The following is a 12,023-nucleotide window of genomic DNA, read 5'->3' as shown; positions in this document are numbered from 1 at the left end:
AGGTATGTACTTGAAATATTTTCAATTCCATAGGGAACCCTTCAATATAACTCCCGACCCCGATTTTCTTTTCTTGAGCGCTGCTCATAAGGAAGCGCTTGCCTCAATCATCTATGGAGTAGAGCAAAGAAAGGGATTCATTCTTGTTGTTGGCGAAATCGGAGTCGGAAAGACCACCATCGTCCGTTCATATTTGAATCAGGTAGATACATCCAAACTAACCTCTGTGTACATATTGAACCCGATGCTTTCTTTTGGAAATTTGCTGAAGCAAATATGTCGGGAGATTGGCCTGTCCTCGCATTCGAGGAGCAGTTTTGAGATGCTTGACGAACTGCATCGCTACCTAGTCAACGAGTTCAGGGGAGGACGGAATGTCGTTATAATCATTGACGAAGCTCAAAACATGCCTGTTGACACGCTTGAGAACCTGAGGATGCTGTCGAATATAGAGACGTCGAAGGAAAAACTGATACAGATTGTCTTTAGTGCACAACCCGAGTTTGAAAAGACTCTGAATCTTCATGAACTTAAGCAGCTTAAGCAACGGGTTTCTGTTAAGGCGGTTATATCACCATTGGACCCTGCTTCTGGTGTTGCTTATATCCGTTCCCGGCTCACTAAAGCTGCGGTTGTGGATTCGGTGCCATTCACAGCGGCTGCGTTGAAAGATATTGTCCGTATAGCCCAAGGTATTCCAAGAATAATAAACATTTTATGCGACAACTGCCTGATCAATGCCTATGGGTGCGGCGAGAAAGTCGTCAGCGCGGCCATGGTGAGAAGCGTTGCAAGAGAATTTGGCATTAAGGGCTGCCAATCTTTCGGGTTGGCTATAGCTGCTGCCGTAGTAGCGCTGTTTGCTGTTTGCGGGCTTTCTTTCTACCAATTTCCACACTCTATCGAACCTTCTCGTTTTTCAACCGCTCCTGTGACTAAAGTTGTCGTTGCAGAGAAACCGGTTCGGCCGCCTGTACCGCAGGCTTATATCGAAAGAGTGGTTCAGAGGGGAGACACCTTGGCCAAGCTTGTAACACAGGTCTACGGGCGAGCAGATAAGGGGACGATGCTGCTGGTGAAGAAAGCGAACCCGTCAATCACTGATGAGAACGTTATAGTGGAAGGGGGGCGCCTGAGGTTTCCAAAAGTAGTGGGGCCTTAACTCGAATTGGTCTGGCACATCAAGGAGACTCACATGAGCAACATATTCGATGCTCTTGAGCAAGCACGACGTGAGCGGCACAAGGATGATCCACCGTCTCCTGACGTAGTTGGAGGGGGCCGCAACAACAATTCCAATATTGCCGACTCTGTCTCGGCTAGCACAATAGATGCTGAGATAGCAGAGATGTTCGTGCGTTTTGAGGAACAACTAAAGGGGCCTGGGTTGGTCATGCAGTTGATCTCTTCTCACCTAGGGGAGGGGGTTTCTTCCGTTGCACAGAGGTTCGCGTCGGTGTCCTCAACGTTGCTCGACAAAAAGGTGTTGCTTGTCAAACTTCTTGAATGTGTCGTTGCAACAGATAACAACCTTCCTGCACAGTTGAAGTGGCAGGAGGTTCTTTCGGATAATCAAGGTTCTGATTTTTCGGTTCAAAAAAGGGGGGGGGTCACAGAAGTATGTGTCCTCTTCGATCTTTGCTCCAAACAACTGAAGGAGGACCCAAATGTGCTAAGCAAGACTAAAAGTATGTATGACATAATCATATTTGACATGCCGTCTGTTGCTGCTCAGCCTCACGGCGTGGAACTTACTCGCTATGCAGATATAGTAGTCATAATTCTAGAAAGTGAAAAAACAAAATTATTTGCACTGCAATCATTGAAAGAAAAAATAACGCATAATTCAGATGCCTTTGTTGGAGTGGTTTTGAATAAGCGGTGCTTCCATATTCCTGATAGGCTTTATGCAAAACTGCATTAGGTTTAAGACAAACTCTAAGCGCAAGGGACGAGGATGAAAACTCATAAGAAGAAGATCTGGATTGACCTAGACAATTCGCCCCATGTCCCCTTTTTCAAGCCGATAATAGAAGAACTCGAAAAAAGGGGTTACAGCTTTACTATTACTGCTAGGGACTGCTTCCAAGTCTGTGGTCTCGCAGATCTGCTGCGACTGCCCTACAACAGGATTGGTAGACACTATGGGAAGAACAGGGTCATGAAGGTTATCGGCTTGGCAATCAGAGCCCTCCAGCTCGCCCCAACAGTGCTCAGCGAGAAACCCGCGTTGGCCCTGTCCCACGGTTCGCGTTCGCAGTTGATCATCGCCCGTTTGCTTGGCGTCCCCTCCACGTTGATTTTCGACTATGAGCATGCGCAGTGGCTTCCTTTTGCGTATCCTGACACCGTAATTGTGCCAGAGGTGATACCCGATGATGCTATTAAACAAAGGTTCAGTCGTATTGGTAGGTATCCCGGGATAAAAGAGGACGTGTACGTCCCGCGGTTCAAGCCGTTGAACGGGATCTTGTCCGAATTGGGGATTACCACTGAGGAGGTCGTAGTAACTATTCGGCCGCCAGCAACAGAGGCACATTATCATCGGCCCCAAAGCGACGAGCTTTTTTCTGCAGTGATGCAGCGCCTCACGGCGTTGTCCGACACCCGCCTTATCGTGCTGCCGCGAAACGGAGATCAGGAGGCGACAGTGCGAGCCGCATGGAGCAGCTTAATTGACACGGGTAAGATTATCATTCCTCCAAAAGTGATCGATGGCCTAAATCTAATCTGGCACTCCGACCTTGTGATAAGCGGTGGCGGAACAATGAACAGGGAAGCCGCGGCACTGGGAGTTCCAGTTTATAGCATTTTCCGCGGTCAGATGGGTACCGTTGATGAATATCTTGCAAATTGCGGACGTCTGGTGCTGCTACAAAGCATCGAGGACATCGAAAACAAGTTGCATATCTGCAAATGGAACCGCCCCGCACACCCTGGCAGCGATAGCCCCGAGGCCCTCGGAACCATCATTGATGAACTGGTCAGCATCATGGAACACCGCTAACACTCCGGCCTGCTGTCTTTGTCGCCCCGTCTCACGCAAGCTTTGCAGTACTTCGTCCATCGGGGTCATGCTCAGTTGTATCTATTCTTCTACCTCAAAGGCAGCAACTCAGATAGAGGTCGGACATGTGGCAACTACCAGAACGCCTCTCCCAGATTTCCGACAAGTATCTGCCGGCACAGTCGCTGAAAAAGAGGCTGGCCGTCGGCATGTCTTGGGTAACCGCAGGATCTCTTTTCAGGCAAATCAGCAACTTCCTGGCTGTCATCTTTGTGGCACGGGTCATCGGGATGTCGGATTTCGGCAGACTGGCCGTCATTCAAAGCACTGTGTTGATGATTTCGAGTTTTGGGCAGGCCGGGATAGGTCTTTCTACTGCTAAGTATATCGCCAGCAACAGAGTGTCCAATCCGCAACGAACAGGACGTATTATCGGCTTCACACTTTCTTTTGTGGGCGTCGTTTCTGCAGTCATAGGCTTGCTTGTCGTCAGTTGCTCACACCTTCTTGCCGAGAAGTTGCTTCCTGGGCACAACCTTGCACGTGATTTCAGTCTGAGCTCAGTCTGGATGATGTTCGAGATTATAAGTCTGATCCAGTTTCGCATGCTTGCTGGGCTCGAGTGTTTTCGAAGTTGCGCTACGATAACCTCCTGCCAGGGAGCCCTCTTGCCGATTGTTTGGGTAACCTCCCATTACAACGGAGTCACCGGGGCCGTGCTTGGCTATTCTGCTGTAAGCATTATGGGCTGTCTGATCGGTCAGGTCATGCTCCAGAAGGAATGCCGGCGGCTGGGGATCCCGATAACGTACCGCAAGGTGTGGGGTGAGCGGTCGATCCTTAGAATGTCGACCATGGTCTGGCTTAGCGAGATCGCTATGAACGCCACCAACTGGGCTGTGGGCATCCTCCTTGCCCGGCGCCCCGATGGGCTGGCGGAATATGCCATCTTCAATGCCGCCAGCAGATATCAGAACGTACTGGCTTTTCTACCAACACGTATCTTTCATGTATCTCTGCCTGTTTTGGCCAACCTCCAGGCGGAAGGCAACCGGCACGGCTTCACCAAGGCATTGGTCGGCTTGGGCGCGATAAGCGTGCTGGTCACTGCTGCGGGTGCGTCGGTTCTCATGTTGTTTCCCGACATCCTGATGTCCTGGTACGGCAAAGGGTTTGGAACCGGAGGCGATGTGCTGGGGGTCATCGCGGTGCTGTGTGTCGCGACTTCGGTCTGGACGGTAGCAAGTGCAGGGCTATGGGCGGCCGAACAGTCCAGGCAGATGCTTGGCCTTGATCTGTTACGAGGAAGCATCCTCGTACTTTTATGCCTGACAGGGATCGCCACCACTGCACGGGGACTGGCCGTGGCTCACCTGATCAGTTATTCCACCTGCGCAATCCTGCTTGTCTGGGTGTTGTACCGTTATCTGCGGCAACCCAGGTCGGCGGACCAGGCGACTGTCAAGGCTGACCTTTGAGAGGATACCATGCTTGCCAGAGCCGTTGAGCAAGGGCGTCAAAAGAGATCCGGTTCGGCCGGCACCCTCGTCCCGTTGTTAAGCGCCGCCGGGTTGCTGGGGGCGTGGGGTGCTTGGGTCGTGACCGCCCAATCCATCGGAACGACTGCTGGCGAGGGGGTGGTCGGTCCTGGGGAAAAATCTGCACTATATTACCTTGCCCACGGACTCGGACTTCTCTGCGCCCTTGCCGCTGGAACTATTGCTGCCGTTAACGGGCAGTACCGCAGGCTCGATCCCACTACGAGGTACGCCTTCTGGATCTTGCAACTCACAGCCTTGCTCTGGGCGCTGGCATCCTACGGTCTTGCCGACTACACCAGTTTCAAGGCCTTTGGTGCCACAGGACCCTTTGTCTGGTTCTCCACCGTCTTGGTATTTGCCGGTATGGATAGGAGAGTCTGGCCCATTGTCGATAAGGTGGTCTTTGGAGCCTCAATGATCAGTGCCTGCCTGGCAACAGTATCAATAGCCACCACTCACCGTGACATAACTCAGCGCTGGCTTTCTACGCCGGTCTACTACATGGTGCTGTTGATGTGGTACGGTGGCTGGACGCTGTTCAGCTTTACACGACATCAAAAGTTAAACCACTTCTGGCGCTTCATCCCTTACGTCGTATTCATCTGCCTGGCAGTCTTCACCAAGACCAGGTCCTGGTTTCTGATGTCCTTCTTCCTCCTGATGTCCTTCTTTTGGCTGAACAAACCGGCCGCAGGCAAAGCGAGGAGCTTCTTAGCCCACCGTCTGAAGTCCCTGCTCGTTTTGCTCGTCGCCCTCTCCATACTGGGATTTTTCCTCCAGGATCTGCTGCTCGGTGCCTTCACGGATTTTCAGGACCGGGCTCTCCAGGACACCCGGTCCGGGCAGTACGTCGACTTCTTCGCGGACGTGCCGCTCTCGGATCTGGTGCTCGGTAGGGGGCCTAACGGGACCTGGGACTGGAACGGCAAAGATTACCAATACTTTGACAATGCGGTGTTGTGGATGGCCTTTATCGGTGGGGTGCCGACGGCTCTGTCCTACCTCGCACTGATAATTTTGCCGGGGCTGAGGTGTCTTGGATCAGAAGCGCTCGAGATCAATGCCGCGGCGGTCCTGTTGCTCCTGTGGGGGCTTGCCTGTATCGGGTTCAGCACCTATTCCAACCCTTCACTTACTCCTTATTCCTACCTGTTGTGCCTTCTGTCCGGCCGTTGTCTGGGCTTTCTGGCAGAGCGACGCGACAATCCCCATGCCAACACCTCCTAAGAGGCAGCCAGCCGGGGTACGGAGGGCATCGACATGGTCGAGATCGTAATCGGCGGTGATGTCTGCCCCATCAATCGCAATGCTCGTATGTTTCATGGCGGCGATGCCTCCGGCCTTTTCAGCGACCTCCTCACCGAATTCCGGCGCGCCGATCTTGTCGTCGTCAATCTTGAGTGTCCCTTGATCGAGGGGGGGCGGGCGGTGGCCAAGGTCGGCCCGGCGTTACGGGCGGAGCCGGCAGGTATAGTCTCCCTGAGTAGAGCGCATATAGATCTTGTCAATCTCGCCAACAACCACATCCTCGACTACGGTGCCACCGGGTTGCTGAGCACCAGATCAACCTGTGCCAGCGCTGGGATTGCGGTTGTCGGAGCCGGTGCAGATGATAGCGAGGCCAGGCGGCCGATCATTCGCGGGTTCCGAGGTGTCAAAGTCGGGCTGCTGGCCTATGCCGAAAGTGAGGCTGTCGCCGGCGTGGCAAAGGGCGGGGTCAGCGTGTTGAATCTTGCACAGTACGTAAGGTCGTTGCGCCTTTGCCGCGGTTTTTTCGACTACCTGATCGTGTTGCTTCATGCCGGGGTCCAGCATTACCCTTACCCGAGCCCTATGCTGCAGGACACCTGTCACTTCATGGTGGAGGAGGGGGCCGATGTTGTGGTCTGCCAGCACTCCCACTGCCCGGGAGCGGTGGAGAAGTACCAAAACGGGCACATCGTCTACGGTCAGGGCAACCTGCTTTTCGACCGCTACCCGCAACGCACTGACAGTTTCTACCATGGATTTTTGGTGCGGGTGCTGCTTGAACCAGGCCTTCCCGCAAGGGTGGAACTGGTGCCGTACCACCAGTCCGACCATCTGCCCGGGGCGAGGAGGATGGGGGCGTCTCAGGCAGAACGGTTTCTGACCGCGGTACGGGAGAAAAGCGCCCTGGTTGCGGATGCGGAGTTTGTGCGCAAGCAATGGCACCAGTTGTGCCAGAGAAAAAAGTACGACTTGTACAGCACACTGAATGGCCACGGCAGGCTCGCCAGGTTTCTCAACCGCAGGTTGCGTTTCAGCGACTGGTGCTTTGACAAGCACAGGTTGTTGAACCTGCATCATCTGATCTCCTGCGAGTCCCATAGAGAGGCGCTGGAGACTATTCTGGCAATCGACCTCGAGGTCAAGAGGTGAAAGATGAATCGGCTCTGCCTCCGTGCTCTGACTTTCTTGAAACAAAACCGGATGCTCGGGCCCTTGCGCCGTTACATCCAGAAGCATCTGAACCTGGTGGAGTTAAGGACCAGCAACAGAATTCTACTGGTGCAGGAGGAAGAATGCCCCAGCTGTGATTACGAGCCGGCGTACCCGTACACCCTGGGCATCCTCAAGGAGTTCTGGCACGGCCACAGGCACTACGTAAAAGCGTGCCACGATCTGAGGGTGCGCTACCAGGTGCTCGATATTACGGGGCCGGACTGGCAGGAGGAAATGCAGCAGTCAGGTTGCGACGTCTACCTCGTGCTGCCTTCCGTTACCTTCAGCAACTGGAAGCAGATGTACGACGAGCGGGTGCGGGTCATTGCCGAGGACCTGGGCATGCCGATCTTTCCGTCCTATTCCGCCTTGTGGATGTGGGAAAGCAAAAGGCGCACCTTTTACTGGCTCAAGGCCAATGGCATCAGCCACCCCAGGACCTGGGTTTTCTACGACCGCAGCCAGGCATTGCAGTTTGCCGCCCGTACCGACCTACCCGTGGTCTTCAAGAGCAACATGGGCTCGGGAGCCTCCGGGGTCATCATCTTCGAGCGGCGCAGCCAACTCCGCAGGCACATTTCCCGCTGCTTCTGCAAGGGGTACACAAATGAGAGGCGCGGGCCCAACGATCGTGAGGTCGGCAGCGTGCTGTTTCAGGAATATCTCCCGAACCTCAGGGAGTGGCGCGTGGTCCGCATCGGCCCGTCCTATTTCGCTTTCGAAAAGGTCCGCTCGGGCCGTTTTCACAGTGGCTCGCACCTGCGCACCTATGGCATGCCGCCGGCAGGGCTGCTGGATTTTGCCCGCGCCGTGTTCGATGCCGGTGGTTTCACCAGTCTGAGCCTGGATGTCTTCATCACTGAAGACGGCAGATTTCTGGTCAACGAACTGCATACCTACTTCGGAATTTTAAACAACCACGAGATGTGCATGGTCGACGGGATTGCCGGGCGGATGCTTCATGAACCGCCGGACGGCTGGAGGTTCGAGCCCGGCGACTTCTGCGGCAACTATCTATACAACCAGCGTGTTCTGTGCGTCCTGGACTCGCTGCAACAAAAGGATCGGGCAGGTGTGTTATGACCACAACAAGCCGCAAGCCTCAAGTTCTCGTCATGTGTCCGCCGCCGGAGCAAAACGGCGGTGTCGCCAACTACTACTCCCTCGTCAGCAAGCACTTCCGCTCCGAGGCGCTGCAACTGTCTTTCTTCTACACCGGTAGCCGGTCCGCCGCCAGCGGCGGGGGGCGGCCCTTGCAGCCGCTGGTCGACCTCGCCGCCCTGCGGCGAACGTTGCCGCAGCATGACCTCGTGGTGCTGAACCCGTCTCTTGATCCCAAGTCCCTGATCCGCGACGGCGTCTACCATCTGGCGGCGAGGCTCACGGGAAGAAGAACCATCGTCTTCTTCCGGGGGTGGTCGCCCACGTGGGAAGGGGTCATCGACCGGTACGCACGGGGGGTGTTCAGGCGGGTGTTCGCCGCAGACCGGCTGGTGGTCCTCTGCAGCCGTTTCGGGGAGAGGTTGACCCGATGGGGCTTTCCATCTCAGGCCATCGTGCAGGAGACCACAACCTACGAGCATCACGAATGCGTGCCTGCCAACGATCCACGCCGCATCGTCTACCTCTCCAGGTTTGCCCGGGGCAAGGGGTGCCTCACCGCGATCCAGGCGGTGGAAATGCTGCTCCCCCGTTTTCCCGACTTGCAACTTTACATGGTGGGGGACGGCGAGTTGCGCCAGGAACTGGTTGCGTATGTGCAACGTCGGGGACTGATGGCACAGGTGTCATTCACAGGCTGGCTGGCGGGTGAGGAGAAATACCGGTTGCTGGCCCGGTGCGGCATCATGCTCTTTCCCACGGACTACGGGGAGGGAATGCCTAACGCCCTGGTGGAGGGGATGGGGATGGGTATCCCCATTGTGAGCCGGCCCGTGGCGGGTATCGCCGACATCATAGTCGATGGCGAGAACGGCTTCCTGGTCCCTTCACTTGATCCGGCGGATTTTGCCGATCGGGTCGCACGTCTGCTTGAAGACGGGGAGCTTTGGCAGGAGATGTCGCAGCGCAACAGGCGGGTCGGGCGCGAGCGGTTCTCCATAACCAGCGTGGTCGCGAGGCTGGAAGCGCTCTACCTCGACCTGCTGCGCCAGGAAAGGGGGGAGGTATGAAACGCGAGGATGCTGCCGCCATAACTTTCGGTCATGCCTTTGACAGGCTCTACGACTATTGTCGTGCCTGTGGCTACCAGGGGTGGGACAACTTCGACGGGCTCAACTCGGCACTGTTTCGCAACTCCCCGCTCTACCGGTCGCCGTTGCTGCGGCTGGCGTGGACTCAGTTCTTCAAGAGAAGTCCCGTCAACTTTCGGGGGGTGACGGGGGTTCCCAAAGGCTACAACCCCAAGGGGGTGGCCCTTTTCGTGACCGGCCTGGTCGCCAAGGGTAAGCTCGACGAGGCCGGACAACTGGTGCGGCTGCTGCTGGGGATGCATTGCTCCGGTTATTCCGGGATCTCCTGGGGGTACAACTTTGACTGGCAGTCGCGCAATTTTCTTACCCCGGTGGGGACGCCCAACGCGGTGACCACCGTGTTCGTGTCCAACGCCATGCTCGATTTTCATGCTGCCACCGGCGCGGAGAGCGCGCTCGATGCTGCTTTGGGAGGGTGCCGGTTTCTGCTCGACCACTTGGTTCTCTTCGAGGACGGCACCACCATGTGCTTTGGGTACATGCCCGGCAACACCACGCGGGTGCACAACGTTAACATGCTCTCCGCCGCGCTGCTGGCGCGGGTCGCGCGCCTGACCGGGAATCGTGGTTATCTGGAGAAGTCACGCAAGGCGATGCGCTACTCGGTGAAGGCCATGCGCCCCGACTACTCCTGGGCCTACGGAGAAAGTCCCTTTCAGCAGTTCATCGACAGTTTTCACACCGGCTTCAATCTGGTCTCGCTGAAAAGGTGGATGCAGTTTGCCGAAGAACAGACCTGGGAAAAGGAACTGCGCAAGGGCTATCAATACTACCTCGACCACTTCTGGCTGCACGACGGTTGCCCGAAGTATTACCATGACTCCCTTTATCCCATTGACATCCACTGCTCCGCCCAGGGCATCCTCACCTGCCTGGAACTTGCCGGGTACTGCGAAGAGAGCCTACCTCTGGCCGAGCAGATCGCGCGCTGGGCCGTGGAGCACATGCAGGACGAGACGGGTTACTTCTACTACCAGAAGTACCGTGCCTTCACCAACAAGATCCCCTACATCCGCTGGTCGCAGGCCTGGATGTTCTGCGCCCTGTCTCAACTGACCGCCTAGGTCGGGGTGCACGCGACGAAATAAGGGGGCAGCGGTGTCGACCGCTGCCCCCTTTGCTGTGGCGGTTTCGGCTGGAGCCGTTGCCGCTAGTTGGTGAACTGCAGGTTGAGCGGCTGGGCCACGACCTGCTGGTACTCGATGGCGCCGATATCCGGCTTGCTCCCTTTGTAGGGCATGCTGACCGGGTCGCCCGTCTTGAAGGTCACGCTCTGGTTCAGGGTGATCTGGTTGGTGGAGCGGTTGATCGCCGTGATGGTGGCGGTGTAGCCCCCCACCATGATGGTGTCGCCTGCGGTGAGCCCCATGCCGTCGGAGAAGTAGCCGTCATCGGCGACGGTGATCACGGAACCGGTGCCGCTGGCGCTGGTCACCTTGGTCAGGAAGTCGCCGGCATCGATGCAGGGAGAGCCGATCTGCGGTTTGTAGGTCGAGTCGAGCATCGGTGCGGTCTGAAGATTACCCTTGAAGTGGGTGGGGTCGGCCGCCTGGATGTCGGCCACCGTCCCGTACTTCCCCTGCACGTTCATGATGGAGCTGGTGCCGGTCTTGAAGAACAGGTTGTTGGAGAAGAAGTTGTCGTAGATGACGCTGTTCTTCTGGATCCAGAGCTGGTAGCTGTCCAGGTTGTTGTAGACCGCGTTGTTCTTGAAGTAGTTGTTGTAGGCGGTCGCCCCGCTGTCGCCGTTGGTCGCGATGACGATGGGGTACTTGGTTATGTTGGTGATCGTGTTGTTGTAGACCCTGTTGCCGATGGCGACGTTGGGAGGGTCGGTGTTGTAGGCGTAGACCTCCATGCCCAGACCGCTGGAGGTGCTGGTCGTGTTGTCCCGCAGGATGTTGTAGCGGATGATGTTGTTCTGCGACACCGCCTTGAAGGTGCGGGGGAGGTTGGCGTCGTAGCTCGTGCTCTTGCCGCCGTAGATGATGTTTTTCTCCACGACGTTGTTGCTCGACCCGGATTGCAAGCCCATCGTGGCGCCCTGCGGGTTGTTGATGGTGTTGCCCTGGATCAGGTTGTAGTTGCAGCTGTAGGTCGGGTAGGTGGTGTCGAACCCTTCCAGGGAGAGCGCGTAGTGGGTGGCCGCACCGATCTTGTTGTTCCTGATGATGTTGTAGTTGGCGTTCCTTCTCAGGTTCACCGCGTCGGACTGCCTGCTGATGCTCAGGTGCGCGATGTTGCAGTCGCTGATCTCGTTATGGTGCGAGTTGAGCAGCATGTACAGTGCCGCCCAGGTGGAGTTGCTGGTGTCGGCGATGATGTCGCAGTTCCTGAGAGCGATGTGGTGCGAGGTCAGGATGGTGGCAGGGCTGTCAGAGCTGCCGTTGCGAAACGCTATGTCCTGGGCAGTCACGTACGACTTGCTCGAGGCGTAGAAGCCGCGGATGACCGGCTTGTTGCCGGTGCCGTAGGCACCGTAGCTGACCGGAGACGCGCTGGTGCCGGAAGAGGGTTTCAGCAGGGTGTCCCAACTCCCCCCCCGTTTGAAGAGGATCTGGTCCCCGGGGTAGAAGGACATGCTGTTCACCTTGGTGACCGTCTTCCAGGGAGCGGTGCTGCTGCCGGAATTGCTGTCTGAGCCCGCAGAGGAGTCGACATAGTAGGTTGCCGCGGAGGCCACGGTGGCGCTCAGACAAAGAATCACTGCTGCCGCTACTGCTATCTTCTTACCGAATAACGTTACTTTTGACGTCATAT

The 12,023-nt window shown here is 56.3% G+C and carries 10 protein-coding genes; 9 read left to right on the top strand and 1 reads right to left on the bottom strand.

Features of this window, described 5'->3' with window-relative positions; translation table 11 throughout:
• Positions 1–4 precede the first annotated feature (4 nt).
• The 9 genes from H7687_RS13870 to H7687_RS13830 all read left to right on the top strand — a co-directional run bounded on the left by H7687_RS13870 (position 5) and on the right by H7687_RS13830 (position 10,327).
• A complete protein-coding gene (locus H7687_RS13870; RefSeq protein ID WP_183348368.1) occupies positions 5–1,162 on the top strand; it encodes an AAA family ATPase in 1,158 nt (385 codons plus the stop codon).
• Positions 1,163–1,195: 33 nt separating this feature from the next.
• A complete protein-coding gene (locus H7687_RS13865; RefSeq protein ID WP_183348367.1) occupies positions 1,196–1,924 on the top strand; it encodes a P-loop NTPase family protein in 729 nt (242 codons plus the stop codon).
• A gap of 33 nt (positions 1,925–1,957) precedes the next feature.
• Positions 1,958–3,007 carry a DUF354 domain-containing protein gene (locus tag H7687_RS13860; RefSeq protein ID WP_183348365.1) on the top strand — a complete coding sequence of 350 codons (1,050 nt, stop codon included), beginning with the start codon at positions 1,958–1,960 and terminating at the stop codon, positions 3,005–3,007.
• A 125-nt stretch (positions 3,008–3,132) separates the two neighbouring features.
• Positions 3,133–4,485 (top strand): oligosaccharide flippase family protein, encoded by a 1,353-nt coding sequence (locus tag H7687_RS13855; RefSeq protein WP_183348362.1) that lies wholly within the window; start codon positions 3,133–3,135, stop codon positions 4,483–4,485.
• A gap of 9 nt (positions 4,486–4,494) precedes the next feature.
• Positions 4,495–5,775 carry a hypothetical protein gene (locus tag H7687_RS13850; RefSeq protein ID WP_183348361.1) on the top strand — a complete coding sequence of 427 codons (1,281 nt, stop codon included), beginning with the start codon at positions 4,495–4,497 and terminating at the stop codon, positions 5,773–5,775.
• A 33-nt stretch (positions 5,776–5,808) separates the two neighbouring features.
• Entirely contained in the window at positions 5,809–6,948 is a 1,140-nt protein-coding gene (locus H7687_RS13845; RefSeq protein WP_183348359.1) for a CapA family protein, read from the top strand.
• Positions 6,949–6,951: 3 nt separating this feature from the next.
• The gene (locus tag H7687_RS13840; protein ID WP_183348357.1) at positions 6,952–8,094 is read left to right on the top strand and encodes an ATP-grasp domain-containing protein; all 1,143 of its coding nucleotides are present in this window, start codon (positions 6,952–6,954) and stop codon (positions 8,092–8,094) included.
• The gene (locus tag H7687_RS13835; RefSeq protein WP_183348355.1) at positions 8,091–9,182 is read left to right on the top strand and encodes a glycosyltransferase family 4 protein; all 1,092 of its coding nucleotides are present in this window, start codon (positions 8,091–8,093) and stop codon (positions 9,180–9,182) included. Before H7687_RS13840 ends, H7687_RS13835 begins: the two co-directional genes overlap by 4 nt.
• The gene (locus H7687_RS13830) at positions 9,179–10,327 is read left to right on the top strand and encodes a hypothetical protein (RefSeq protein WP_183348353.1); all 1,149 of its coding nucleotides are present in this window, start codon (positions 9,179–9,181) and stop codon (positions 10,325–10,327) included. Before H7687_RS13835 ends, H7687_RS13830 begins: the two co-directional genes overlap by 4 nt.
• Before the next feature lie 86 nt (positions 10,328–10,413).
• Here the strand turns inward: H7687_RS13830 and H7687_RS13825 are convergent, their stop codons facing one another.
• The gene (locus H7687_RS13825; protein WP_183348351.1) at positions 10,414–12,021 is read right to left on the bottom strand and encodes a right-handed parallel beta-helix repeat-containing protein; all 1,608 of its coding nucleotides are present in this window, start codon (positions 12,019–12,021) and stop codon (positions 10,414–10,416) included.
• Between the last annotated feature and the right edge of the window lie 2 nt (positions 12,022–12,023).

Origin of the sequence: Geomonas paludis (genome assembly GCF_014193585.1) — a bacterium.
In the GTDB taxonomy this organism is placed as follows: Bacteria; Desulfobacterota; Desulfuromonadia; order Geobacterales; family Geobacteraceae; genus Geomonas; species Geomonas paludis.
Note: the sequence above shows the minus strand (reverse complement) of the source record. Positions and strands in the feature narration are given on the sequence as shown.

Coding starts and splice junctions, on each gene's coding strand:
- H7687_RS13850 (WP_183348361.1), top strand. CDS start 4,495: ATGCTTGCCAGAGCCGTTGAGCAAGGGCGTCAAAAGAGATCCGGTTCG.
- H7687_RS13870 (WP_183348368.1), top strand. CDS start 5: ATGTACTTGAAATATTTTCAATTCCATAGGGAACCCTTCAATATAACT.
- H7687_RS13845 (WP_183348359.1), top strand. CDS start 5,809: ATGGTCGAGATCGTAATCGGCGGTGATGTCTGCCCCATCAATCGCAAT.
- H7687_RS13865 (WP_183348367.1), top strand. CDS start 1,196: ATGAGCAACATATTCGATGCTCTTGAGCAAGCACGACGTGAGCGGCAC.
- H7687_RS13825 (WP_183348351.1), bottom strand. CDS start 12,021: ATGACGTCAAAAGTAACGTTATTCGGTAAGAAGATAGCAGTAGCGGCA.
- H7687_RS13835 (WP_183348355.1), top strand. CDS start 8,091: ATGACCACAACAAGCCGCAAGCCTCAAGTTCTCGTCATGTGTCCGCCG.
- H7687_RS13840 (WP_183348357.1), top strand. CDS start 6,952: ATGAATCGGCTCTGCCTCCGTGCTCTGACTTTCTTGAAACAAAACCGG.
- H7687_RS13830 (WP_183348353.1), top strand. CDS start 9,179: ATGAAACGCGAGGATGCTGCCGCCATAACTTTCGGTCATGCCTTTGAC.
- H7687_RS13860 (WP_183348365.1), top strand. CDS start 1,958: ATGAAAACTCATAAGAAGAAGATCTGGATTGACCTAGACAATTCGCCC.
- H7687_RS13855 (WP_183348362.1), top strand. CDS start 3,133: ATGTGGCAACTACCAGAACGCCTCTCCCAGATTTCCGACAAGTATCTG.